This window comes from Streptomyces sp. NPDC004752 (assembly GCF_053601275.1).
Genome location: NZ_JBSGBN010000095.1, coordinates 1 through 24,935 on the forward strand (window position 1 = coordinate 1; position 24,935 = coordinate 24,935).

Sequence of the window (24,935 nt, forward strand, 5' to 3'; positions counted from 1 at the left end):
AAGTCGAAGAGGACGTACGGCGGCTGCGGCAGCGCATCTTCACGGCATCGCAGGCGGGGGACCTCAAGAAGGTCCGCAATCTGCAGAAACTGATGCTCCGCTCCCGCGCCAACACGCTGTTGAGCGTGCGACGCGTGACGGAGGTCAACGCTGGGCGAAAGACGGCGGGGATCGACGGGCGGACGGCGCTGCTGCCCCAGTCCAAGGCCGAGCTGGCCGACTGGGTGCAGCACCGTTCCCGGCCGTGGACTCCCAAGCCCGTCCGACGCGTGTTCATCCCCAAGGCCAAGGGCAGGCGCCCTCTCGGGATTCCCGTGATCGCTGACCGCGCACTTCAAGCTGTGGCGGTTGGGGCACTTGAGCCCGAGTGGGAAGCACGGTTCGAGCCGAGATCCTATGGATTTCGGCCGGGCCGCGGCTGCCACGACGCGATCGAGGCCATCTTCAACACCGCCAGCGGGAAGAACCCGCGCAGACGGTGGGCGCTTGACGCGGACCTGGCGGCGGCGTTCGACCGAATCGACCATTCTCATCTTCTCCGTCAGCTCAGCTCGTTCCCCGCCAGGGGACTGGTCGAGCAGTGGCTGAAGGCGGGAGTGGTCGACCAGGGCCGGTTCGCCCCGACCGAAGAGGGGAGCCCTCAAGGCGGGGTGATCAGTCCCGTCCTGCTCAATGTGGCCCTGCACGGGATGGAGGAGGCCGCCGGGGTCCGCTACTTCGCGACCGGCAGAGATGCCGGGAACGTAGTGCCGGGCAGCCCCGTGCTGGTGAGATACGCAGACGATCTTGTCGCGCTCTGCGAAAGCCGCGACCAGGCCCACCAGGTCAAGGCGCGGCTGGCGGCATGGCTGGGGCCCAAAGGGCTGACCTTCAACGAGGACAAGACGCGGGTCGTCCGCCTCGAAGACGGGTTCGACTTCCTGGGGTTCAGCATCCGCCGGTATCGCAGCGGCAAGCTGCTGATCAAACCGAGCAAGGCGGCCGTGCGGCGCATCCGGAAACGGCTCGCCGCCGAGACGAGGGCCCTCCTGGGGGCCAACGCCGAGGCGGTGATCGGCAAGCTCAACCCCATCATCCGGGGCTGGGCCGCCTACTACCGGACGGCAGTGTCCAGCAGGACCTATGCCCAGCTGGACCACTACGCGTTCAAGCTCACCTACAAGTGGGCCAAACGCAGCCACCCGAACAAGTCGAGGCACTGGGTAGTTGACCGGCACTTCGGCATGTTCGACCGTTCCAGGCGCGACCGGTGGGTGTTCGGCGACCGCGACAGCGGCGCCTACCTCGCCAAATTCTCCTGGACGAAGATTGTCCGACACCAGATGGTCAAGGGCAGGGCTTCTCCGGATGACCCGGCCCTGGCCGACTACTGGACCCAGCGGCGACGCCGCCGGAAACCCCCGTTGAGCGCGACCGGACTGCGGCTCCTCCAAGCCCAGCACGGCCGCTGCCCGCTCTGCAGGGAACTCCTGCTGCACGCCGACCATGAGCCGCAGAGCCCAGACCAGTGGGAGCAGTGGCTCAAGGTCATCCGCAAGGCGGCCCGCCGACAGGCGATCGTCACCAGCGGACCGGGAACGTCGGACACATCCGCCGCACCCAGCCTCGTGCACGCGCACTGCCGACGCCGACTCGGCACCCGACCAGCACTTCTGCCCGCCGCGAGCCCATAGGGGCTTGCTTGAGCCCGGTGCGTTCAACGGCGCACGCCGGGTTCTGAGGGGGCGGCGGCGCAGCAATGCGCCGCCGCTACCCGACCCGCGATGCGCACCGAGGGCATCGCCGAGCAGTTCCGCCGGCACCCCGGCGTGAGGGCCGAAGTCGACGACGGATACCGGGGCCTGGCCAACGAGTTCCCTGACCAGGTCTCGGCCCCGCCAAAGAAGCCGGAGGACACTGACAGGGACGACGGGCCGCTGACCGAGTAACTACGGCTGGCGCGAAGCCAAGCGTCGCCAGTCCTCACGCCGGATCAGCGTCGAGCACGCAAACGCCGAGCACCGCCAGTGGCGCCCGCTCCAGCGATACACCGGACGCCGCGAGACCTACGGTCAAACCCACCGCGCCGTCGCCTCCCTCGTCTCCGACCGTGCGGCCCGCAGGCCCAGCCGCCCTAAGCCGAGCACCGAACTGGTCCTCGTCCGCACGACGGCCTGCTGAATCACCCACCAGCCGAACCGCCAGGCCAGCACACCCCCAGATCAATCGCGGGGCAACCCGTAAAAAGGTGGGGAGATCCACTGAGCAGGTTTGGCCACACAACCGATCAGGGGTGGCCGTTTCCAAAGATCCTCATCAGTGGCCATCGCCACCGGCAGCCGAACGGCCCTGCCCGACGTCCCCGGCATCCAGAAGGCCCGGCCCTGGACGAACCGGCACGGCACCGGCTCCAGCACCGTGCCCGCCCGGCTCGCCATCGTCGGAGGCGGCGGAGTCGGCATCGAGATGGCTACCCTCTGGCAGGGCCTGGGCTCCCAGGTCACCCTGCTCGCCCGCCACCGCCTGATCCCCCGCATGGAACCCTTCGCGGGCGAGCTCATCGCGCGCAGCCTCACCGAGGCGGGTGCGGACGTGCGGATCGGCACCCACGTCACCGCCGTGCGCCGCCCAGACCCCACCGGGCCCGTCACCCTCACCCTTGACGACGGCAGCGAACTGCAGGCTGACGAAGTCCTGTTCGCCACCGGCCGGACCCCCGCCACCGACGACATCGGCCTGTAGACGGTCGGCCTCACGCCCGGCACATGGCTGGAGGTGGACACCACCGGCCTGGTCCGTGAAGTCGACGGCGCATGGCTGTACGCCCTCGGCGACGTCAACCACCGGGCCCTGCTCACCCACCAGGGCAAATACCAGGCGCGGACCGCTGGCGACGCCATCGGCGCCCGCGCCGCAGGCCGCCCCCTCGACGACGGCCCGTGGGGAGACCACGCGACCACCGCCGACCAGCACGCCGTGCCCCAGGTCTTCTTCACCGACCCCGAAGCGGCCGCCGTTGGCCTGACCGCCGACCAGGCGGTCCAGGCCGGCCACCGCATCCACACCGTCGACCTCGACTTCAACGCCGCCCTGGGCGCCAACCTCTACGCCGACAACTACCGAGGCCACGCGCGGGTGGTGGTCGACCTCGACCGGGAAGTCCTCCTTGGGGTGACCTTCGTCGGCCCCGGAGTCAGCGAACTGCTGCACTCGGCGACCGTCGCTGTCGCCGGCGAGGTCCCGCTCAAGCGGCTCAGGCACGCCTTCGCCTGCTTCCCGACCGTCAGCGAGATCTGGCTCTTCCTCCTCGCCGCCTACCAGCGCAACTGCACCTGAGCACTCTCTGCGCGGATCCTGCACGAACCGCCGTGCTTCATAGATGGCCGTTCATGAAACACCCGGCCGCCTGGCGGTCCACCTGCGGCGATCATGTTTCATAAGTTGTTGCAAAAGACTGGACGCCTGAAACACCCTCATGAAGCACTCCGGGTGCCCGTCTCGCTCTCCATGAATCATTCAGAGGATCACGGCATGAAGACCTCTAAAGCTGAATGAATCGGGCGTCCGTCCAGGAAGAAGCGTGCACTCCCGACCGGTGCCCCTGCGGACATGTTCCAGGCTCAGCTGGAGCGAGCGGTGCGCGAGATCGAGGGGGCGGGAGTGCGGCGTCAGTCGCTACGCGAACGCCCGGTTCGTGCTGACGGTCGATGCCGAGAAGCTGCTCGCCCAGCACCCGAACAACGGCACGCTTCGTGAACTGGCTCAACTCGTACAGCAGCGAGTTCCGGCCGTAGACGTTGTTCTGGTGAACCCGACCGGGACGATCGAAGGTCCCGGGGGGTAGGAACAGGCTCCGCGTCATGACCGACGACTTGGCCCTGTTCTCCCGAAGCTACGGCGAAGTGACAAGTAGCTCTCTGTAGCGGATTCGTGGTGTGCTTGTCAGCGTTTTTGATCTTCTGGACTTATCGAGGGCCGTGCTCGGCGAGGTTGGTCCGGTCATGACAACCGGAAGGAGCCCGGGGTGCGGCAGGAGTGGGAGCCGGAGGACCTGATCGAGGTCTGGACGCTGCTGGAGGAGGACCAGGAGCGGCTGCGGAACAAGTCGGGGGCGAACCGGTTGGGGTTCGCGCTGTTGCTGAAGTTCTTCGAGGTGGAGGCCCGGTTCCCGGAGGACGCCGGGGAGATCCCGGTGCCGGCGGTGTCGTACGTCGCCCAGCAGGTGAAGGTGGCGGCGGAGGAGTGGGCCGCGTACGACTGGTCGGGGCGGGCGATCAAGCGGCATCGGATGGAGATCCGGGGCGCGTTCGGCTTCCGTGAGTGCACGGAGGAGGACCAGGCCCAGCTCGCCGAGTGGCTGGCGGTGGAGCTGTGCGGGGTGGAGCTGAACCGGGACCGGCTCGCGGAGGCGGTGGTGACCCGCTGCCGCAAGGACCGGCTGGAGCCGCCAGCCCCAGGACAGATCGCCCGGCTGGTCGGCAAGGCGGTCAGCACCTTCGAGGAACGGTTCTGCGCGACCACGGTGGGCCGGCTGTCGGCGGCTACCCGGTCGCGGCTGGACGACCTGATCGCCGAGGACGCCGACACGGACGCGGACAGCGCGGGTGGCGGGGGCACGTTCTTCACCGAGCTGAAGGCGGACCCGGGTGCGCTGGGGCTGGACAGCCTGCTGGCGGAGGTGAACAAGCTCCAGCGGGTGCGCGGGCTTCAGCTTCCGCCGGAGCTGTTCGGGGACGTGTCGGGGAAGCTGGTGGCGGCCTGGCGGGCGCGGGCGGCGAAGGAGTATCCCTCGGACCTGCGGGCGGCGGCCGGGACGGTGCGGTACACGCTGCTGTCGACGCTGTGCCATGTGCGGGAGACCGAGATCACCGACTCGCTGGTGGAGCTGTTCATCCAGCTCGTGCAGAAGATCAACACGCGAGCGGAGAAGAAGGTCGAGGGCGAGTTCAACAAGGAGCTCAAGCGGGTCCGCGGCAAGGAGGGCATCCTGCTGCGGCTGGCGGAGGCGGCCGTGGCGGAGCCGGGCGGCACGGTCCGCAAGGTGATCTATCCGGTGGCCGGGGAGTCCACGCTGAAGGCCCTCGCCGCGGAGGCCGCGGCGAACGAGGCGCGCTACCGGGCCCGGGTGCGGACGGTGCTGCGCTCCTCGTACTTCAACCACTGGCGCCGGATGCTCTCGCCGCTGCTGAACGCGCTGGAGCTGAAGTGCAACAACACCGCCTACCGGCCGGTGATGGACGCCATCGACCTGCTCAAGCGGTACCTGGACCAGCCCATCGCGAAGGAGGGCGCGTTCTTCGACGAGGCGGAGAAGATCCCGCTGGCCGGGGTGGTGCGCGAGGAGTGGCGCAAGGCGGTCGTGGATGAGCGCGGCCGGGTCGAGCGCATCCCGTACGAGCTGTGCGTGCTCGTGGCGCTGCGGGACGCGCTGCGGCGGCGGGAGATCTGGGTGCCGGGCGCGAACCGGTGGCAGAACCCGGAGGACGATCTGCCGCCGGACTTCGAGGACAACCGCGATGTGCACTACGACGCGATCCGCCAGCCGCAGGACCCGGAGAAGTTCATCGAGGCCCTGGAGAAGAGGCTGCGCGAGGCCCTGACCCGCTTCGACACGGCGCTGGAGCTGGGCACCACGGGCGGGGTGGACATCGTCAAGAAGCACGGCGAGCCGTGGATCAAGGTCTCGCCGCTGGGCAAGCAGGAGGAGCCGGAGAACCTCGTCGCGCTGAAGGCGGAGATCGAACGCCGCTGGGGCACCATCGATCTGATCGACATCCTCAAGGAGGCCGAGTTCGCCACCGGCTTCACCGGCGAGTTCACCTCGGTCGCCACCAGGGAGGCGGTCCCGAAGGCGGTGCTGCGGCGCCGGCTGCTGCTGGCGCTGTTCGCGCTGGGGACGAACATGGGCATCAAGCGTGTCGCGGTCACCGGCAAACACGGCGAGAGCGAGGCCGTGCTGCGCCGGGTGCGGCACCTGTTCGTCAACCGGACCAACCTGCGCTCGGCGCTGGTGCGGCTGGTCAACGCCACCTTCGCCGCCCGCGATGCCGCGTGGTGGGGCGAGGGCACCGCCTGCGCGAGCGACTCCAAGAAGTTCGGCTCCTGGAGCTCGAACTTCATGACCGAGTGGCACCAGCGGTACCGCGGCCCCGGAGTGATGATCTACTGGCACGTCGAGAAGAAGTCGCTGTGCGTCTACAGCCAGCTCAAATCCTGCTCGGCCTCCGAGGTCGCCGCGATGATCGAGGGCGTGCTGCGGCACTGCACGGACGTGGAGATCGACCGGCAGTACACCGACACGCACGGCGCCTCCATCGTCGGCTTCGCCTTCGCTCACATGCTTGGCTTCAACCTGCTCCCCAGGTTGAAGAACGTGGGCTCGGCGCGGCTGTACCGGCCGGCGGCCGGGGAGGACGAAACCTGGCCCTGGCTGGCGCCTGTGCTGTCGACCAAGACGATCGACTGGGACCTGATCCGCCAGCAGTACGACCAGATCGTGAAGTACACCACCGCCCTGCGCCTGGGTACCGCCGAGGCCGAGCAGGTCCTGCGCCGCTTCACCCGCGGCGGCCCGAAGCACCCGACCTACCGGGCGATCGAGGAACTCGGGCGGGCGGTACGTACGGCGTTCATCTGCGACTACCTCGCCGACGTGGATCTGCGGCGCGAGATCAACGACGGCCTCCAGGTCGTGGAGAACTGGAACTCCGCCAACCACGACCTGTTCTACGGTAAGGACGGCGACCTGACCGGCTCCGACAAGGAGAGCCAAGCGGTCTCGATGCTGGCGCTGCACCTGCTCCAGTCGGCGTTGGTGCACGTCAACACCCTGCTCCTCCAGGACATCCTGAGCGAGGAGAAGTGGCACAAGCGGCTCACCGACGCCGACCGGCGGGCCCTGTCCCCGCTGTTCTGGACGCACGTGAATCCCTATGGCCGGTTCGAGCTGGACATGAACTCCCACCTCGCCCTCGCAACTGCGGCGCCCATGCTCCCCGGCCCTCGAACCCCGCCCGAGGCGGAAGCGGCCCGATCGGCGGCGGACGGTGCGGGCGGGTCGGAATCCTGAAGACCCGCCCACCCGGTAAGGGCCTGGCCAAGCGCGATGCAAACAAGTGATAGCACACAGGGCAGCGCACCAGGCGCTCGGCCGCCATGCCCGGCATGTACCACAAGCCGATGGCAACGGACTCCAGGCGGTGGCGCCGCCACTGCAGGTACGCGACTTTTCAAGCCTGCCAGCACTGCTTGTCGCTGCTGGCCGTGCCCGGCCCTGATTGCCTCACGGCTTGAGTTCGCCTATGGGTGAATATCTAGCGTCGATGCCATGACGGAAGACAACCTCAACGGACGGTTCCGGATCGCCGTGGTAATCGGGAGCGTGCGCAGGCCCAGGCTGGCTGATCCCCTCGCCGCTTGGTTGGAGCGCGAGCTCGCCGCGGTCAACTGGGTCGACCTCGACGTGATCGACCTTGCTGCGGTCTCACTGCCGATGCACGAGATGCAGCCGGGCGGGGCGGCCGCATCCCCGATCTCTGGTCGGCTCGCGAGCGCCGACGGATTCGTGTTTCTCACGCCGGAGTACAACCACAGCTTCCCGGCCCCGTTGAAGAACGCGATCGATTGGCACTTCACAGAATGGGCGTACAAGCCGGTCGCGTTCGTCGGATACGGCGGTTCCGGCGGCATCAGAGCCATCGAGCAACTGCGGACGGTCTTCCCGGAACTGCGTGCCACCACTGTCCGGGAATCAGTTCTCTTACCGATGGCGTGGGAACACCTTGACGACGACGGCCGATTCGTTCCTCCACCGGGTACGGCGCAGGCACTGCATGCGACGATGAACGAGTTGCGCATATGGGCCCGGGCGTTGCGCCCCCTTCGGCTCGCGGATCCGGTCCGGCGGGCATGAACAGGCTGACAGGACCGGAACTGCGCGCCGCGATCGTGCTGGCATCGGGCGGCTTGATGGCGGTGCTGGACGCCACGATCGTCGCGGTGGCGCTCCCCCAACTAATGGTGACGTTCGGTACGTCGTTGACGTCCGTCCAGTGGGTCATCACCGCGTACACGCTCGCGATGGTCGCGACGATGCCGCTGGCCGCCGGTCTTGCCGCACGCTGGGGAGCCCGTCGCGTGTATCTGGGGGCGCTGGTCGGTTTCGCGGCCGCCTCGGCTGCCGCCGGAGCGGCCGACAGCTTAGCCTGGCTGATCGCCGCGCGAGCGGCACAGGGCCTCAGCGGTGGCCTGATGACGCCCCTCGGGATGGCGATCGGGTTCGGTGCGGTCGCGCCCGAGCGCCGCGGCCGGATGATGGCGGTCACCGGCCTGCCGATGCTGATCGGACCGATCCTGGGCCCGATACTCGGCGCGTTGCTCCTGGACACCGGGTCGTGGCGGCCGTTGTTCTTCATCACCGTGCCGCTTGCGCTGCTGGGCACTGCCGGCGTGCTGGCCTGGCTGCCAGCCGATGGCGCACACGGACCGCGGGTCCGGCTCGACCTGCTCGGAGCGATGCTCCTGGTTCCGGGCATTGCCGCGGTGGCCTACGGCATCAGCGCCCAGGAGGGCCCGGCCTGGGGGCGCATCGGCACAGCTGCCATCGGCGCGGTACTGGTAGCGGTGTTCTCGCGCCGGGCGCTGACCCATCCTGAACCCCTGTTGCGGATCGGCCTCCTGCGGAATCCGACGTTCGGCCGGGGCGCCGCGATCCTCGCCCTCTATGCGGCTCCCTACTTCGGCACGGTCGTGCTGACGCCCGCCTATGTACAGATCCTGCGCTCGGACAGCGCATCGGTCACGGCGGCACTGATGGTTCCCGGTGCGGTCGGCATGGGAATCAGTCTGCAGGTCGCTGCCCGATGCCTGGAACGGCTTGGTCCCCGGCTGGTCGTCGGCACCGGGCTCGGCCTCGCGATCGGCTCCGGCCTTGTCCAGGTGGTCATCCTCCGGCCGGACACCCCCTACCTGATGCTCGGACTGCTCGGGTTCCTCCAAGGAGCGGGCACCAGCGCGATCATGATGCCGACGATAGCCAGTTCCAGCCGCGACCTCAACGGCCCTGACTTGGCCTCGGCCTCGGCGATCCTGTCCCTGGTGAGCACGATCGCGAACGGTATCGGCACCGCAGCGGTCAGCGCGCTGTTCACGGTGCTGACCGGCGTGACGACCGGCGGCGGGTCGCTCTCGGCACTGGCCGACGCGGGAACAGCGGCCAGATCCGCCGACACGGCCACCATCGTGGATTCCCAGCGGCTGACCTACGTGGCGGCCCTCATCGTGATGTCGCTTGCCTTGGTCGTGAGGCTGCGCTCCCCACGCCGCACCGCCGTGATACTGGACCGGCAGGACTCATCAGCGAACGCGGGACGTACACCATGACCATCACCGAACATCCCGGCCGCGAATCGAGCCACGCCTCACTCACGGTCGGACAGGTAGCAAGGGCCGCGGGGGTAACGGCCAACGCCGTCCGCTTCTACGAGCGCTACGGCGTGATCAGCGGCTACCGGAACAGCGGCAACGCCCGCCGCTTCACCGTCGACGCGATCTGCCGGATCAAACTCGCACTCGCCGCACAACGCGTGGGAATCACACTCAAGGAGAGCGCCGACATCCTCGCCGGTGTGCCGCCCCTCTCACCCCATCTTGGGCAGTGGATTGCCGCGGGGGAAGAACTCGTCCGCATCGGCCGCGTCCGAATCAGCCAGCTTCAAGCGACTGTGAACGCACTGGAATCCCTCGAATTCCTGCGGTCCGACCCCTCAGAGAGTCGGCCACAGCCTTGATATGCCCGACCTCCGGCGAGTCGTGCCGTCTGCCGGCCCCGTCGAGCCCCGCAAGGCGAACCGGCCGTAGCTCCGTGCATGGATACGCCGACCGCTGCGCAGCAGACCGCGGACACGCAGCATGGCTCTCACAAATGATCCTTTGCGCGAGCAAGATCAATAACGGGCCGTCAGACCCCCGCCGATCCCGGATTCGTTCGCAGAACCTGTTCTCACTCAAAAGCGGGGCAGACCCCCTTCTGAGACTTGCATTGTGCGAAAATCCGGGCCCATGACGGACCCTCAGCAACCTTCCGTGTCCGACCAGTCGGACACGGACGACGTCGAACAGCACGCCTGTCCGAAGTGCGACGCGCAGCCCGGCTCGCCGTGCCGCTCCCGCGGCGGCGCCGTCGCCTCCGCCTACCACACCCGCCGCTTCACGAAGGTGCCCCGGCTGAAGAAGGCGCTGCGGGTGCCTACCCCGGCCGACCGCGGACCGGGCCGGCTTTGGCGGCCGGGCACCCCACCGCCTGCGCCCATCGACCCGGACCTGCCGAGCGCGGACATCCGCATCGGCTACGCGCGGTGCTCGACCCTCGGGCAGGAACTCGACTCCCAGCTCGACGCGCTCAGCCAGCACGGCATCCCGAGGGACAAGATCTTCAGCGAGAAGATCAGCACCCGAGTGCGGGTCCGCCCGAAGTTCGAGGAGGCGCTGAGGACGGCGCGGGAGGTCAAGGCGCACGCCCCGCACTGCCGTGTCATCTTCACCGTGTACGAGATGAAACGCCTCGGCCGCGACGCCGCCGAGCTGACTGCGCTCGCCGACCACCTCACCGCGCACGGCCTGGTCCTGGAGATGCTCGCCGGGCCCCTCCCCGGCATCTACGACCCCACCGGCCCAGGGAAGCTGCTGTTCGCATTCTTCGCGGCCATGGCGGAGACCGAGCGGGAGAACATCCGCGAGTCCACGCTCGAAGGGCTCGACACCGCAGCCCGCAAGGGCAAGCACGGCGGCCGGCCCCCGGTCATCACCGACGACATGCTGCACACCGTGCTCCGGCGCCGCGCTGGCGGCGAGTCCGTCGAGCAGATCCAGCCCGACCTGATCATCCCCACCGGCAAGCGCAAAGGGCAGAACCCCTCGGTGGCGAGCATCTACCGGGCGCTCGCCGAGCATGCCAAGCGCGAGGCATACCCCGAAGCCGTCGAACAGGCCCACGCCGACTTCGCCGCCCTCCAGGTCGGCGAAGTTCCCGGACCCCGCCCCGCTACCCCTGACCGAACGTCACTCTGATTACAGAGAGCTACTTGTCACTTCGCCGTAGCTTCGGGAGAACAGGGCCGACTTCAAGCGCGTGGAAGCGTACGAGTGCCCGATGTCCATTTGCGCCGCACCGGCGGGCTCGCCCTGCCGCACCACCAAGGGCAAGGTGGCCATCCAATACCACACCGCCCGCTTCCGCCTCGTGCCCCAGCTCGCCAAGGTGCTCAGCGTGCCGACCCCGGCCGTACGCAAGCCGGGGTCGGTGTGGACCGAGCTGCCCCGGCCGGTGAGCGCCGGCGCCGAGTCAGTCGGGCACGTCCGCCTCGGTATGCCCGCGCCTGGGCTGCCCGGCAGTCCCTCGACGCACAGCTGCTCTGCCCAGCGAGCGGCAGATCCTTCAGGCTGCGCTGGTAGGAGTCGTGTACCCGGCCCGATAAGCGTCCGCAGTCCGGACATGCTGGCTGCCTGGCCTCTGGCTGTGACGTCGACCGAACCGAAAGCGGCGCTCACCGCTTAGACATCTACGTCGTCGATGCCGTCGAACACGAGCGAGTCCCAGAATGTTGTGTCGGCCTGCATGGTCAGCACCGTCACCGCTCACCGCTGCCTCCAGGAGGGCCAGGCACAGACCTGACGGAGCGTCACTTCGAGTGGTGAGGCAGGAAGCGGACGCGGTCTCACGCCAGTCCGCGCCCTCGCAATCGAACACCGCGGTGATGCTCTGCGACCGCTCCCCAAGATCTGTGCCAGAACCGAGTTCTGATGTCACTTGCCTTGGGTGAGCGTCCTGTACTCGCCCGGCGCTCTGGCCCGCTCCGACTGCCCCGCCGTCCGGCGGGCATCCCGGCCTCCTGACCGCTACCGCGCCGTTCCTCCGCGGGGCGGGGACGCCGAGATCGCGTACAGGTGTCCGTCGAAGCTGCCGACGTACACCACTCCGTTCACCACGACCGGCGAGGAGTGCACCTCCCCGGCCGTCCTTACCTTCCACCGCACCCGGCCGTTCTCCGCGTCGACCGCCCACAGATGGCCGTCCTCGCTGCCGAAGTACACCGTGCCGTCTAAGACATAGGGCGAGGAGTCGACACGACCACCCGTGGGGACGTGCCATCTCACCGCGCCGGTGGCGGCGTCGAGGGCCCACAGCCTGCCGTCCCGGCAGCCGACGTACAGCGTGCTGCCGTCGATCGCGGGCGTGGTGTGGAGGGCTCCGAAGGGGGTGGGGAGCAGGGTGCGCCAGAGCTGGGTGCCGGTGGCCGAGTCGAGGGCGAGCACGTGTTCACCCCGCCCGTTGTTCACGTACAGCGTGCCGCCGTGCACCAGCGGGGCAGTGTTGACGCAGCCGGAGACCCGTTGCTTCCAGTACGGCTTGCCCGTGACCGGGGCGAGTGCCAGCACATGCCCGTCCGGGGTGCCCGCGTACAGGATGCCGTCGGCGAGTACGAGTGCTCCGTCGTAGGGATAGTCCGGCCGGTACTTCGTCGTCCAGCGTCGGCGGCCGGTCACCGCGTCGAGGGTCCGTACGCACTGGCCATTGTGGATGGTGTGCACCAGCCCGTTCGCGACGACGGGCTGGGCGGGGGAGAGTCCCGACCGCTTCCTCCAGCGGACGCTGCCGTCGGCGGTGTCGAGGGCGAACACCCCGAACGAACCGGCGGAGTACAGCGTGTCGCCGACGACGGCGGGTGGGGCGACGAACCCGGCTTCGACATTGGTCCAGCGGATGGATCCGTCGGTCAGGTCCACGGCGGTCAGCCCGTGGCTGGGGGCGGCGATGTAGGCGGTCCCGGCGGTGACGTTCGCCGCCGCGCTCATGCGCCCGCCGATATGTGTCCGCCAGAGAACGGTTCCGCCGGGAGGGGAACCGGAGGGGCGTATCCCCTCCTGCGGATGCCGGTCTCGTCTGGTCATGTGGGCTCCCGTGTCGCCTGATTCAGGTCGGGTCGGTGTGGTTCGTCAGAGGTCGCCGTAGTCCTGCCAGCCGCACGCGCCGCAGATGACGAGGCGAAGGGCGCGGTCGTCGAGGTGGTCGACGGTGACGTAGGGGCGTAGCCGGTCACTGCCGACGACGCACCGAGGGCACGTCTCGTACTGGCCCAGGGAGCCGAAGTCACTGATGACCCGAGGGAGTTCGAGCCCCTGTTCGCCGGAGGGCGCGGCCATCGAGGCGAGGCGCGCGATCGCGGCCGCCGCCGCGTCCGTCACGCCGACGGCCAGCCGTACCTGGGGCAGTCGGTTCAGCGGCAGCGGCAGTGGGCAGTCGTCGAGGCGGACGGGCACGACGCGTTCGTGTTCCGCCCGGGCGGGAACCCGGGCGGCCTCGGCGGCGTACGACCACAGCAGGACGACGGCGGCCGTCCCGGCCACGTCGGAGTCGGCACCTGGCACGACGTCGGCGCCGGCCCGCGCCAGCGCGGCGGCGAGGGACGAGGCCTGCCGCTCGTCCTTGGGCTGATAAGAAAGTTGAACACGCACGATCTCATAATGCGACAGAGCGGCACGCCGTTGTGCTTGCGTTGCCAAGCCCGCTGCGACATGCCGGCGCGGTAGTCACGGTGGATCGCGGCATAGAGATCGCCCTTCGACTGTGGCGTCCCCATAAGGCTCCCAGCGGCAGAAGCACATCCCACCGTCCCACTGCAAGACCCTCGGTGACTTCAGAAGTCGTTGTCTTTCCGGATGTGAGCGTTGAGTTTCTGCTGGTCCGGCATGGGTCCGCCGCATCTGCGGGATGGTCGGGACGATGAATTCGTTCTCGATGATCGGGAGTTGAGCGGTGACGTCCGTGATGGGGCTGTTCGAGGAACGGGAGACGGCCGCCCGGGTACGGGCGGAAGAACTCTGCGCGGAAGCCGAGCGGGTGCTGGCCGAACTGGCCTCAGCGGAACGGGTGTTGGAGCGTGGGGTGATTGGCCCGGGAGGAACTCGCCGAGACCCTGGCTACTGCGTCGGTGACCGGGGACGTGCTTCTCGGTGCTCCGCGGCAGGCGGCGGCCGAACCGCCTCTTCAAGCGCCACCCGCCCCGGTCGCCGGCTCGATTGTGCCGCACCGGCAGGCCGGAATGCCCATGGAGGCGCTCTCGGCGGACTACCGGCGCATCGTCGAGCTGGTGGACGCCGAGCCCATCGGCGGTGAGGGGGTCTCGGCGAAGGAACTCGCCGCCCGGCTGGGGCTGGAGACGGTGCCTGCGAAGATCGAGGGGGTGCGCTCGAAGGCGAAACGCCTGGCCGCGCGGGGCCGGCTGGAGGCGGCACCGACCGGTCGGTTCACGCCGCGACCGCCCACCGCGAGTGATCCGGCCCCGACGGCGACGTCGTCCGGCGGGCGAGGCGGCGGCTCATGAGCATGGCCTGCGAGAAGTAGATGAACGCCTCGCTGGAGGCGGGCAGCGTCTCGAAGTCCCGCACCAGACGCCGCGATCGCATCAGCCACCCCAGTGTTCTCTCCACCACCCACCTCCTCGGCAGCACCACCAACCCGCTCATGTCGTCACTGCGTTTCACGATCTCCAGGGTGAGCTGGAGTTTCTCCTTCGCCCAGGTGACCAGCCGTCCGCGATAGCCGCCGTCGGCCCACACCGCGTGATCCTCCTGAACTGCTCGCGAAGCTGGGGCAGCAGGACGCGGGCGACCTGCCGGTCGGTGACGTTGCCCGCGGTCACCAGCACCACCAGGAGCAGGCCGAGGCAGTCCATGATGACGCGCCGGCGCCTGCCGTTGATCTTCTTGCCGCCGTCATAACCCCGCGTCGCGGCGGGCACCGACGCCCCCTTGACCGACTGTGAGTCGATGACCGCCGCCGTCGGCTCCGCCGCGCGGCCATCGGCCACGCGCACCTGGCCGCGCAGCCGGCCGTGGAACTCCTTCACCAGCCCCTGGCCCCGCCACCTGCGGAAATAGGCATACACGCGGTCCCACGCGGGGAAGTCGGCCGACATGGACCGCCACTTGATCCCGTTGTCCGTGACATAGAAGATCGCGTCCAGCATCTGCCGGTGGCAGTAGCTCTCGGGCTGCCCGCCCCGGCCCTCCAGCCACGCCGGGACGGGCAGCGCGTCCCGCACCACCGCCCACTGTCCGTCCGTCATGTCCGACGGATACCTGCGCATCCTGGTCGGACGATCAGCCGCGTTCCCGAACCGGTGCGCGAGGCAACCACACGACAGAGCAGCCGAGTTGGACGGGACCGGGACCGTCACGCAAGACTGGAACAACAGGGCCTCCCTGGTGCTCGTACGCGTCGCAGCATCGAGCTACCAAGAGGTCCTGCCTTCATGCCTCCACCCGACCAAGATCACCCGGCCAAGAAACTTGTTCGATCTGAACCGTCCTCATGATCGATAGAAATACGGCTTCTCAAAACAAGCCGACATCGCAGACTCGGTCAGAAGGTGACTCCCGGCGTCACCTCGAAACGACACCCACACTGAGATACATGGCCACGAGTCCATACGTCGCGGTCGAACCACTTGCTGATGCCACAGCTCGGTGATGGTGCGCATCCGGGCCTGCCAGTCGTGTCCGGCCGGGCCGCGGCTGCCGTCGCATCCGGTGCAGCCGTCCTCGCCGTGGATGTGGCCGGCCGTCCAGGCGTTGACCGCCACGTTGACGATGACCGCATACAGGTCACCGCCGGTCTGTGCCAGGGAGTCAGGGACACCGGCGAGGACCAGCGCGAGTTCAGGGTTGTCGACCGGCGGCATCGGGGCCTGGCCCACGCCCTTCTCGCTGCTGCTCTCTTCGAAGGCGTGCGCGCTGTGGGCGAGGCGGTCGGCGAGGGCGGCCGCCGAAGTACCGCCAGGCGGAGCGCACCTGGATTCTCAGCCGCTCTGCCACCGTGTTGATGTTCTTCTCGATCGTGTCCTCAACCGTCGACGGTGCGAGCGTCACCCCCCGGTGAGCCAGCTCCGAGCGTCTGGGCAACGGCTTCCTTGAACGCTTTCGTGTTTCGCACCACCGCATCGTAGGCGCGTCGGTGTAGTCGCCGAACGGCTTCACCGGCATCGACCGGCAACGACGCGCAGTCCGGTAGGCGTTGTCAGTGGGCGGCCGTCACCATCCGGCCATGCCCATCAGCCGGGAGTGCGCACGCTCCCTCTTCGCAGACCTGACGCAGAGCGCCGCGGTGCCGCTGGACCCTGACAAACTTCTCCATATGCCTGGCCTGCGGCAGCACGGCCACGTCTTCTTCGACGACTGCCCGGCACCGTCGCCGAGGCGATGCCGAGGACCCCGTCGCGGTCATCGTCCCCGCCCTGCTGCCCGAGCGACCCCGCCCGTCCGGTGCCGGCGGGCATGCGTTCATCGGCAGGCAGCGCTGAAGCAGGGGCTGCCCCGTGATGGCGACCACGGTGAGCACAGTGACGCGCGAACGCGAGGCCGCTGCGCCCGGCCCTGACCGATTCCGGCACCGGGAACCGTCTCATGCGTCACAGAGCACGCAATATCCGCACTGAACGCATACTTTGGCTAGCGGCACTCTCTTCAGCCGGGCGAGTATCCCGGTCGGTCCATGCTCGCCTCGCACCTGCTGTCACTCTGCCACAGTTACGAGCCCACCAAGTGGGCCTTCTCCCCCATCATCAGCGGGGCATCTGCAGGTCCCTTGATGTATGGGCCGCGCCAGATCACCCGGTGTTCCTGACGGCTGGGGTACCACTGCCGGACCTTGTGCATCCGCACCGGCCACCGGTGGTGGTAGACCAGCGCCTTCCTCTTGGCGGTTGGATCCGTGGCACGCGGGGAAGGAGCGGCGAGCCGGATGATCCGTACTTCGGGATCGTGCGGTGCGGAGCCAGCGTCGCGGCTCGTGGCTGCCGGCGCTGGGGAAGCGGTCCGGGGCCGGTCAGCGGCGGTGATGCCCTGGGCGATCAGCCGCCAGAAAGCGAACATGTAGCGTCCGGCAAAGTCGTCGTAGGTATCGTCAACACGGCCCCCGCCCCACTCGCCCGTCTCGGGCACCTCCTGCGCACGCCACTGGGCGGCGTGGGTCAGGGCCTTCTGCATCTGCCGGTGCTGCTCGGACAAATCGGCGAGTGTCTCGCTGCTCTCCTCCGCCAGGCAGGCATCCCCCCGCATCCCGTACATGCCGTCCGGCACCAGCGGCGGGAACGGGGTGCCGGATGCCCGGGCCGTGGACACCGCCAGCCGCCACTCGGCCGGCTGCACGGGACCGTCGCGGTCCATGAACGTGGTCACCCGCACACCCGCGTACTGCGCGGTGGGGAGCATCTGGTGCTGCGTGACGAACTGCCAGCCGAACGCAGCGGTATCCGACAGTGACCCGGCACGGTTGACGACCACGACAGGCTCGGGCAGCACCAGCAGCCCCGTCGGCACGATGATGTCGCGGTCGCGGTCCAAGGTGCTCAGGTCGGCCGGCTCAAGGGTGGCGGCCGCAGCCATCACCGCGGCGTGCGCAGCCGGGGAGACGACGAAGACCTCCGCCTGCCGCAGCAGCTTCTCGATCTGACGAACCTGCCACGAGGCCGCCTCACCCGGTGAGCGGGGCCATGGTGGCCTGAGCCCCTGCTTGCCCAGCACCATGGACATGGCCGCCTGCCACTCCAGGCCGTCAGTTTTGACCACGTCCGTGAAGTTGCTGTGCAGTAGCACCCCTTGCAGCTCGCTGATGACGTTGTTGATGTTGTTGGCGAGCATCATCTGCACCCACGAGTTACCGGACAGGCTCGTCAACGAGACCCGGCGCATCCGCTGCGCCGTCCGGGCCGCGTCGGATACCGTCCACTGCCCGGCCTGGTCCCGGGTCCGCTCCCGCTTGCCCCGGCTCGCCTTCCCCACCCCGTGGCCCCTCCCGCCATGACCGATGCCAAAGCCGTACCCGACCCCCGCACGAACGACACGACGGAATCGAGACGCACGCTGTACCGCTCATGGCCTTGAAATCGATGCGGTAGTCGGCCGACCGTTCGGCTGCACGACAGTGCTGTCTCCTGTCAGCTGTCGCTCCCCACACGTACGGGGCGGACGATGACCAGGACAGCGGTACCCGGCCGAGGAAGATGTGGCGAAACCGCATCGGGGAACCTCGGTGGGGCCGGTGGTGGAGGTCGGCTCGCACGTGGTGGAGATGCCCAGCAGCAGCCCGCCCAGTCAGGCAGAGGGGCGCCGCCTGGCGCCGCCGCCGCTGCCGTTCAGCGGGATCAGGGTTTCCAGACGGGCGCCCTTGACCCAGGAACCCAGCAGGTCGCGGTGCAGGGCCACGATGTCCTGGCGCAGCGCCAGGCCCAGCGCGGCCTTCGTGAACGTGCGGCAGGTGGTGACGAACAACGCGACGTCCGCGCCGTGCTCGGGACGGGCGGTGCCGACGAACTTCTGCATGTCCTGCGAGGACACGCTCCGGTGCGGCGCATACTTCTTACACTGAACGACCAACTTGCGGCCGTCGGCCAGGTAACCGACGACATCCGCGCCCAGGTCGCCGCTCTTGCCGCTGACAACGACCTTCGTGCAGCCGTCCCGCCGGCACAGATCTGCGACGTACATCTCGAACTCCTGCCACGACAACGCGTCGACCTCAGCCATCGACAACTCCCGCGCCCGGGCCTCCTCCCGCGCCCGCCACGCGCGGTCCTGGCCGACCGCGCGACGGTGCGCCCGCCACAGCGCCCATCCGGCCCCGCCCACTACAGCCGCGGCGAGCACGGCCACCAGGACGGGCCACACCACCGACCAGTGCCCGGCCACCCACACCGCAGCGGCCGCCGCCACCGCACCCCAGCCCTGCAGCTGCCTGCGCGTCCGATTCTTCAAGCGCCGGCGCCGCCGACGTGCCGCCATCACTCCCCCGCTCCCCAGACCCGTGCCCCGCAGTGGGCGCCGACAGGCGCCGTCCGGCCCGTAGGCGTGCGGGGGCTCATCGGCTGGCCTGGGTGACGCCGCTCGCAAGCTGTCCCAGAATGCTCAAGATCCCCTGGCCCGCCGGGGTAGGTGCAATCAGGACGCCCAGCGCCAGGACGATGACGACGGTCAGCTTCTCGTCGAAGCGGCTGCGGGCCTCCGTGCGCCGCCGCAGCCGCCAGACGACGATGACTGCGAGCAGCACCGCCACGTTGATGGTCAGCAACCGTCCCAACCTCCCCCACCGACCGGCCGCCGCTACACCGGGACGGCAGAACGCCGCCCCAGCCTTCTTGTGTAGCGGCGCCCCAGTGATGTCGGAGACGGGTTGCCAACGAATGGCACAAAGCCATCGGGCCTGGCTGAATACCGCGCGACGGATCAGCCGTGGACGTGCACGGTGACGCAAAGGTCTCCGGGGGCATCGCCGTGATTGCCGGAGCGCCCACTTCGCGGATCCGAATCTTCTGCCCGTCCTTGCAGATCTTGAGCCACACACCCTCTGCCCACACGAGCGACGGATGACGCTGCCCAGTCCCCACCCGCAATGGCCGAGAACACCTCCCCGCCCGCCGCCTGCCGCGCAGATACCGCCGGCCTCTCCGTGCCGTGTGCAGCCCCTGCCCTTTGTATGGCACGTGCCGTACAGTGCGGTGCATGGGTGAGAAGACAGAGAAGATCACAATCCGGGTAAGCCCGGAGACGGCCGAGCGCCTCAAACTTCGCGCCGAGGCGGAGCGGACGACTGTCACGGCGCTGCTCACGGAAGCTGCCGAGCGCGATCCGCGTCTGGAACTGGCGGCGGCCCGCTTCCGGGAGCTGATGAAGTCCGGCCTGGTCGACGAGTTCGCGGCCGCGTTCCCCGACGAGGAACCCGACGCCGCTGACCACTCCGGGGCGAAGGCCGCCTGAGCGATGCCGCCCGAACTCTACATCGATGTGGCATGGCTTCTGGAGCAGCAGGCCGAGTTCCTTCCCAAGGCCCTCGAGGTGAGCGACTTCTCGGGTCTGGTCGCCGCGGTGGCCCGCCACAGGGTCAACACTCCCAGGCTCGGGTACCTGCCCGACGCCTCGTGGCGTGCGGCCTCGCTGTTCCACGAGATCGTCAGTGTCCGCCCGCTGCCCGCGCGCAACCCCACGTTCGCCGCCCTCGTGGCGATTTCCTACATGCAGGCCTCCGGCGAAGGACTCGCCGAGCCGTACGGCGGCTTCATCGACCTCGCCCACGCGGTACGGGCTGGCCAGGCGGATGTGTTCACCTGCGCCGAACGTATCCGCCACTGGCGCATCTGATCACGCCCGGGCCGGCATGCCCCGCCCCGCCACTGCCTGGCCGCCGCGGTCGTCGTCAGCTGGTGGCTCCGCCGTCCTGCCCTCTCAACCGTTCTTGCGCTTCGTCCACGGCTGCCGGGCGACGTTGTGGGCCTTCATCTGCGCCACCACCTTGTCGTGCAGCTCGCACAGCGGCTCCAGCTCGGCCGACGGCGGCAGCGTGGCCCGGCGCACCGTCTCGTAGGCGGCCTGCACGGTCAGCTCCGCCATCCTCCTTTCTGCCCGTTCCACGGCCCGCTGCGCTCGGGTCTGCGCGGTTACGAAGTCGGCGGCGGCGCCCGCGATCCGGTCCTCGTCCTTGGTGCGGTCGTGCGCAGCGGTCGCATTGGCGCGGGCTCTAGCGAAAGATCGAGGTTAGCTCTGCCATTCGGCCGTGCACAGGCTACGGCGTGTGCTGCCGTCGAAGTTCGCCACCTGCACCGTCCAACGCAACATACCGTCGTTGCTCTGAGCCCGGCCGTACCAGTCTTTCCAGTTCGGATGGCCGTCGTAATTGTGGTGCCAGGGCCAGTAGGTGGTACTTCCGATGTAGTTCTTGGTGACGAAGCGAATGGCTGGGTGACGTCCGTCCCGTTTGGTGTCCAGGACTGCCAGATGCAGGGGATCCACCAGAGTCGGGTCCTGCGGGGTGCCCTCCCAGTAGCCACGAGCCCCGTCATCACTCGTCAAGCAACCCGAACTCTCCGCCGCCTCGGCGGGGGTAGCCACCGCGACGGCCAGAAGGAACGCAGCTGCTCCTGTGGCGAGCACGCCCGTCCTGCGCTTCATAGAGCCTCCATATATCGGATGCAAGGTCGTATGAGCCAAGGATCCCGTGTGCGTCGACTGCCAGTCGTTAGCGCACAGTCCACTGATTCTTAGCAGGGTGTCCACTCGGCCGGGTTGGTCCGAAGTTGTTCGCCCGTTCCTGCCACCCCGCTTTCGACGCCGAGCTTTACCGTGACCGCAACACCATCGAGCGACTGATCAACCGACTGAAGGACTGGCGCGGCATCGCCTTTCTGGAATTGCTTCTACTCACTCGGCGACACCGTGCGCTTGGTTGCGGTAGTCCCTTGGCGGGATGCCATAAGTGGTGCGGAACGTGCGAGTGAAGTCGGCTGCCCTGGGGACGCCCCAGCGGGCGGCGATGGCGTACATGGGGATGGCGCGCATCGCGGGATCGGCGAGGTCACGGCGCGCGCGTGTCAATCCCCTCGCAGCGGGGAGACGATCTATGCGGCCAGTCCCTCGGCGAGGGTGGCTCGGTCGTCACGTTCGTAGTCGATCGGGCTCTTTAACCCGCACACGCTGTGCAGCCGCCTGGCGTTGTAGCAGTCAGTGATCCAGGTGGCGATCTTGATGCGGGCCTCGGTGCGGGTGCGGAAGGCAGGCCAGTGCACGTACTCGACCTTCAGCACACTGTTGAACGCCTCGCTCACAGCGTTGTCGAAACATGACCCGACCCGGCCCGTGGACTGGATCACGCCGAGTTTGCGGCACGCTCGCCGAAAGCGCCGAGACGTGTACTGACATGTGACGCGAGTGCAACTGACCGACGTGGAGTGGGCGTTCATCGAGCCGTACCTGCCGATCGGCGAGTACGGCCCGTACCCGGTGCGGCTGCGCCGGCAGTTCGAGGGCGTGATCCGGCGGTTCAGGACGGGCGGGCAGTGGCGGGAGATGCCTGGAGAGTTCGGCGCGTGGTCGACCGTCCACAACCGCTTCCGGCAGTGGAGAGACTCCGGCGTCTTCGAAGCCTTGCCGGAGGGCCTGATCGCGGAGGCCGAGAAGCCTGGGGAGGTGGACTTGTCGCTGGTCAGCGTGGACTCCACCACCGCCCGGGCTCACCACGACGCTGCCGGGATGCATCTCGGAGCCGATACGTCGACCGCCTTGGAGAAGGCCGCTGCCGACGAGGAGGAGGCCCGGCAAAGGGGGGAGACCCGGCAGAGCAAGCCGGGCAGGACGCCGCGGACGGCCCGGAACGGGAAGAACGGCGCCGCATCCGGCGCCGGCGCAGGCTCCGCCTGAAGGCTGCCCTGCTCGGACGCTCGCGAGGCGGACGGACCGGCAAGGTCCACCTCGCCGCCGACCGCAAGTGCCGTCCCCTGGCGTTCGTGCTGACCGCGGGGCAGGCCGCCGACGGCCCGCAGTTCATTCCCGGGCTGAAGAAAGTGCGCATCCGTGGTCCTGTCGGCCGTCCCCGCACCCGGCCCGACGCGGTCGCCGCCGACAAGGCCTACTCGTCCCGCCGCAACCGCGCCTACCTGCGAAGACGTCGTATCAAGGCGGTCATCCCGAAGAAGAGGGACCAGGCCACCAACCGGAAGAAGAAGGGCAGCAGGGGTGGCCGGCCCGTCGGCCACGACGCCGGCCTCTACAAGGAACGGAACACTGTCGAACGCCTGATCAACAAGCTGAAAGCCTGGCGGGGCATCGTCACCCGGTACGACAAGCCCCCGGACAGCTACCTCGCCGGCCTCCACCTTCGCGGCGCGATGATCTGGATCAAGGACCTCACCAAGACCACCCCTTGATCACAACCGAATACGCGCCCTAGCTAGTCGATGGCTGGGTGGCTGCGGGGCTGCGTGATCGGTGCGAGGGCTGGCTCACTCCGTGACGAAGTCGGCCATCATCGCCATGTCCTCGTGCTCGAGGTTGTGGCAGTGCAGCAGAAACCGCCCCGGATAGTCGGTGAAGCGCGTGACGATCTCCACGGACTCGGCGGGACGCAGATCCACGGTGTCCTTCCAGCCCGCGTCGTACGGGCCGGGCGACCGGCCGTTGCGGGCGGTCACCTGGAAGTGGTTCAGATGCAGGTGCACGGGGTGGTGGAAGTCGGTGACGAACCGCCACACCTCGGTGGTGCCGAGGCGGACGGTCGCCAGCGGCCTGCCGGCCTCGTAGGGGCGGCCGTTGATGGTCCATCCGGATCCGGCCCGCCGCTGGAAGTGGAAGGTACGGGTCGCTGCGGCCCGGTCGGCTCGCGGTGCGGGGATCGCCGAGAGCCGGTCCGGTACACGGGAGTCGTCGGCCGGCGGCCGGGCACCGGAGACGTCGAACCGCATGACGGTCGCCGTGCCGCCGCTGCCCAGGCGGTTGACCAGCCGTACCCGGGTGCCGGGCCGGTAGCGGGCGAAGTCGACAACCACGTCGAAGCGTTCGGCCGGGGCGATGTCCAGGGTGTCGTGCGCGAGCGGCCGCTCCAGCAGGCCCCCGTCGCCGCCGATCTGCACCAGAGCGCCGCCGCCCGGCGGAGCGGGGTCGAGCGCCAGTCGGTAGCGGCGGGCGTTGGAGCCGTTGAGCAGCCGCAGCCGGTAGCGCAGCCGCTGGGTCTCGAACACCGGCCAGGGTGCCCCGTTGACCAGGATGACGTCGCCCAGGACACCGTCCATGTACCGGTCGGTGACGCCCGCGGTTCGCTGTCCGGCATCGAGCGCCGGGTACTGGAACGAGCCGTCGGCGGCAAAGGACCGGTCGGCGATCAGCAGCGGGATGTCGCGCTCCCCGGCGGGCAGGGGCAGGGCCTCCTCCTCGTCGTCGTGGACCAGATGGAACCCGGCGAGCCCGTGCCAGACGTTCGGTCCGGTGAAGCCCATACGGTGGTCGTGGTACCAGAGAGTGGCAGCCCGCTGCTCCATCGGGTACGTGTACGTCCGCTGCCCGGCGGCGGTGTTCTGCGCGCCACTGGCCCCGAACATGCCCGGCATCCCGGTCATGCCCACTGTGCCTGCCGTGCTGTTCCGAGGCAGGATCAACGCGGTCGGATAGCCGTCGCTGCCGTACGGGGTGTGCCCGCCGTGCAGGTGGACCACGGTCGGACGGGGCAGCTCGTTGCGATGCCGCACCACCGTCCGGCGTCCGGAACGGGACACGATGGTCGGCCCCGGCCACGTTCCGTCATAGGTCCAGGCGTCGGTCTCCAGACCCGGGAGGATCCGCAGCCGCGCCGGCCGCTGGGTGATCTCGTAGACGTCCGCCGTGCCGCTCGTGCTGACCGGTGCGAGCAGGGACGGTACGGGCAGCGGCACCTCGTACGGCCTCGGCAGCGGGGCCCGGCTGCGCAGCAGCAGCCCGGGCTGACCGGACGTCAGCGCCCCGCTGGCCACGGCCCATCCGCCCGCGGTGAGCGCGCCGCCGCCCACTGCCGCCGCAGCGAGCAGGCGCCGCCTGGTGATGCCGCCGGTCACGCGGCCCCCTCCTCAACGGCGGAGCCCTCGGTGCGCCCAGCGCCTTCGGTGCGGGAGGGCGGGGTCCATGCGCCCGCCGAGCGCCAGGCCTGGACCAGCATCAGCAACGTACAGGCGATGATGGCCACGCCCAGCGGGACATGAACGGCGAGCACCCGTCCGTACCCCATGGCTATCTGCCCGGCCTCCGCGCCGAAGAGTGCGACGGAGGCCACGGCCGGCCAGCCCGGTCCACCGCCCGGCCGCCACAGCAGCAGCGCGGCCACCGTCTGCGCCACGGCGGTGAGCCCGGTGGCGGTGGCGTTGAGCGCATGGAGGCCGAGGGCCGCGTAGTGACCGGACAGGAAGCTTCCGGCGAGGACCGCCTGCCCCAGAGCGAGGACGGCCTCGCAGGTCACCACCGTCCGGAAGAGCAGCACGGCCCAGCGCCGCACCGGAGGACGTCCGCCGTTCGCGGGTGGGGGCGGCACCTGGACCGGGGGCGAGGTGGACGCAATCGATTTAGGCATGCATGAGATAGTGCCATATAGAACCGTCTTGTCGAAATCAATC

The 24,935-nt window shown here is 68.9% G+C and carries 21 protein-coding genes and 6 pseudogenes; 13 read left to right on the forward strand and 14 right to left on the reverse strand.

The genetic code is table 11. The features are described 5' to 3' along the window. The 9 genes and pseudogenes from ltrA to ACWEKM_RS31840 form a co-directional block, all read left to right on the forward strand. The coding region (gene ltrA, locus ACWEKM_RS31800) for a group II intron reverse transcriptase/maturase (protein ID WP_451624725.1) at positions 1–1,673 on the forward strand (1,673 nt) is incomplete at its 5' end. 90 nt (positions 1,674–1,763) lie between these two features. Then, positions 1,764–1,928: a hypothetical protein gene (locus ACWEKM_RS31805; RefSeq protein ID WP_451624726.1), complete on the forward strand. Its 165-nt coding sequence runs from the start codon at positions 1,764–1,766 to the stop codon at positions 1,926–1,928. Positions 1,929–2,277: 349 nt separating this feature from the next. Then, a pseudogene (locus tag ACWEKM_RS31810) lies at positions 2,278–3,315 on the forward strand (FAD-dependent oxidoreductase); the annotation flags it as partial. Between the two features lie 688 nt (positions 3,316–4,003). Then, positions 4,004–7,048 (forward strand): Tn3 family transposase, encoded by a 3,045-nt coding sequence (locus ACWEKM_RS31815; RefSeq protein ID WP_451624727.1) that lies wholly within the window; start codon positions 4,004–4,006, stop codon positions 7,046–7,048. 258 nt (positions 7,049–7,306) lie between these two features. Then, on the forward strand, positions 7,307–7,891 hold the full coding sequence (locus ACWEKM_RS31820) for an NADPH-dependent FMN reductase (RefSeq protein WP_451624728.1): 585 nt from the start codon (positions 7,307–7,309) through the stop codon (positions 7,889–7,891). Beyond that, on the forward strand, positions 7,888–9,360 hold the full coding sequence (locus ACWEKM_RS31825) for a DHA2 family efflux MFS transporter permease subunit (protein ID WP_451624729.1): 1,473 nt from the start codon (positions 7,888–7,890) through the stop codon (positions 9,358–9,360). Before ACWEKM_RS31820 ends, ACWEKM_RS31825 begins: the two co-directional genes overlap by 4 nt. Continuing rightward, the gene (locus ACWEKM_RS31830; protein ID WP_451624730.1) at positions 9,357–9,767 is read left to right on the forward strand and encodes a MerR family transcriptional regulator; all 411 of its coding nucleotides are present in this window, start codon (positions 9,357–9,359) and stop codon (positions 9,765–9,767) included. The genes ACWEKM_RS31825 and ACWEKM_RS31830 overlap by 4 nt, the downstream gene beginning before the upstream one ends. 271 nt (positions 9,768–10,038) lie before the next feature. Then, a complete protein-coding gene (locus ACWEKM_RS31835) occupies positions 10,039–11,046 on the forward strand; it encodes a recombinase family protein (protein WP_451624731.1) in 1,008 nt (335 codons plus the stop codon). Between the two features lie 82 nt (positions 11,047–11,128). Continuing rightward, positions 11,129–11,194: pseudogene (locus ACWEKM_RS31840) on the forward strand (hypothetical protein); the annotation flags it as partial. A gap of 46 nt (positions 11,195–11,240) precedes the next feature. Here the strand turns inward: ACWEKM_RS31840 and ACWEKM_RS31845 are convergent. The 3 genes and pseudogenes from ACWEKM_RS31845 to ACWEKM_RS31855 all read right to left on the reverse strand — a co-directional run. Then, a pseudogene (locus ACWEKM_RS31845) lies at positions 11,241–11,438 on the reverse strand (hypothetical protein); the annotation flags it as partial. Between the two features lie 436 nt (positions 11,439–11,874). Further along, the gene (locus ACWEKM_RS31850; protein ID WP_451624732.1) at positions 11,875–12,927 is read right to left on the reverse strand and encodes an outer membrane protein assembly factor BamB family protein; all 1,053 of its coding nucleotides are present in this window, start codon (positions 12,925–12,927) and stop codon (positions 11,875–11,877) included. A 45-nt stretch (positions 12,928–12,972) separates the two neighbouring features. Next, on the reverse strand, positions 12,973–13,491 hold the full coding sequence (locus ACWEKM_RS31855) for a hypothetical protein (RefSeq protein WP_451624733.1): 519 nt from the start codon (positions 13,489–13,491) through the stop codon (positions 12,973–12,975). A 434-nt stretch (positions 13,492–13,925) separates the two neighbouring features. Here ACWEKM_RS31855 and ACWEKM_RS31860 point away from each other — a divergent pair, with 434 nt between their 5' ends. Then, positions 13,926–14,360, forward strand: a complete 435-nt coding sequence (locus tag ACWEKM_RS31860; RefSeq protein WP_451624734.1) for a hypothetical protein — start codon at positions 13,926–13,928, stop codon at positions 14,358–14,360. Here the strand turns inward: ACWEKM_RS31860 and ACWEKM_RS31865 are convergent. From ACWEKM_RS31865 to ACWEKM_RS31885, 5 genes and pseudogenes are all read right to left on the reverse strand, one after another. Further along, positions 14,284–15,125 (reverse strand): annotated as a pseudogene (locus ACWEKM_RS31865) (IS5 family transposase). The gene ACWEKM_RS31860 and the pseudogene ACWEKM_RS31865 overlap by 77 nt on opposite strands. A gap of 222 nt (positions 15,126–15,347) precedes the next feature. Then, the gene (locus ACWEKM_RS31870; protein WP_451624735.1) at positions 15,348–15,734 is read right to left on the reverse strand and encodes a hypothetical protein; all 387 of its coding nucleotides are present in this window, start codon (positions 15,732–15,734) and stop codon (positions 15,348–15,350) included. Positions 15,735–16,563: 829 nt separating this feature from the next. Continuing rightward, positions 16,564–17,817, reverse strand: a complete 1,254-nt coding sequence (locus tag ACWEKM_RS31875; RefSeq protein WP_451624736.1) for a hypothetical protein — start codon at positions 17,815–17,817, stop codon at positions 16,564–16,566. Between the two features lie 312 nt (positions 17,818–18,129). Then, the gene (locus tag ACWEKM_RS31880) at positions 18,130–18,816 is read right to left on the reverse strand and encodes a restriction endonuclease (protein ID WP_451624737.1); all 687 of its coding nucleotides are present in this window, start codon (positions 18,814–18,816) and stop codon (positions 18,130–18,132) included. A gap of 76 nt (positions 18,817–18,892) precedes the next feature. Then, entirely contained in the window at positions 18,893–19,102 is a 210-nt protein-coding gene (locus ACWEKM_RS31885) for a hypothetical protein (RefSeq protein ID WP_451624738.1), read from the reverse strand. Positions 19,103–19,533: 431 nt separating this feature from the next. Between ACWEKM_RS31885 and ACWEKM_RS31890 the strand changes: the two genes are divergently transcribed. Together ACWEKM_RS31890 and ACWEKM_RS31895 are read left to right on the forward strand one after the other, a co-directional pair. After that, entirely contained in the window at positions 19,534–19,788 is a 255-nt protein-coding gene (locus ACWEKM_RS31890) for a hypothetical protein (protein ID WP_451624739.1), read from the forward strand. A 3-nt stretch (positions 19,789–19,791) separates the two neighbouring features. Continuing rightward, on the forward strand, positions 19,792–20,169 hold the full coding sequence (locus ACWEKM_RS31895; protein ID WP_451624740.1) for a toxin Doc: 378 nt from the start codon (positions 19,792–19,794) through the stop codon (positions 20,167–20,169). A gap of 84 nt (positions 20,170–20,253) precedes the next feature. Here the strand turns inward: ACWEKM_RS31895 and ACWEKM_RS31900 are convergent, their stop codons facing one another. From ACWEKM_RS31900 to ACWEKM_RS31915, 4 genes and pseudogenes are all read right to left on the reverse strand, one after another. Continuing rightward, complete coding sequence (locus tag ACWEKM_RS31900) at positions 20,254–20,418, reverse strand: hypothetical protein (protein ID WP_451624741.1); 165 nt, start codon at positions 20,416–20,418, stop codon at positions 20,254–20,256. Between the two features lie 144 nt (positions 20,419–20,562). Further along, positions 20,563–20,976, reverse strand: a complete 414-nt coding sequence (locus tag ACWEKM_RS31905; RefSeq protein ID WP_451624742.1) for a hypothetical protein — start codon at positions 20,974–20,976, stop codon at positions 20,563–20,565. Positions 20,977–21,225: 249 nt separating this feature from the next. Then, positions 21,226–21,399, reverse strand: a pseudogene (locus tag ACWEKM_RS31910) (AraC family transcriptional regulator); the annotation flags it as partial. A gap of 23 nt (positions 21,400–21,422) precedes the next feature. Further along, positions 21,423–21,764: an integrase core domain-containing protein gene (locus tag ACWEKM_RS31915; RefSeq protein ID WP_451624743.1), complete on the reverse strand. Its 342-nt coding sequence runs from the start codon at positions 21,762–21,764 to the stop codon at positions 21,423–21,425. Between ACWEKM_RS31915 and ACWEKM_RS31920 the strand changes: the two are divergent. Beyond that, positions 21,724–22,727: pseudogene (locus tag ACWEKM_RS31920) on the forward strand (IS5 family transposase). The gene ACWEKM_RS31915 and the pseudogene ACWEKM_RS31920 overlap by 41 nt on opposite strands. Positions 22,728–22,802: 75 nt before the next feature. Here the strand turns inward: ACWEKM_RS31920 and ACWEKM_RS31925 are convergent. After that, entirely contained in the window at positions 22,803–24,383 is a 1,581-nt protein-coding gene (locus ACWEKM_RS31925; RefSeq protein WP_451624744.1) for a multicopper oxidase family protein, read from the reverse strand. Then, positions 24,380–24,892 (reverse strand): hypothetical protein, encoded by a 513-nt coding sequence (locus ACWEKM_RS31930; protein ID WP_451624745.1) that lies wholly within the window; start codon positions 24,890–24,892, stop codon positions 24,380–24,382. The genes ACWEKM_RS31925 and ACWEKM_RS31930 overlap by 4 nt, the downstream gene beginning before the upstream one ends. Positions 24,893–24,935 lie beyond the last annotated feature (43 nt).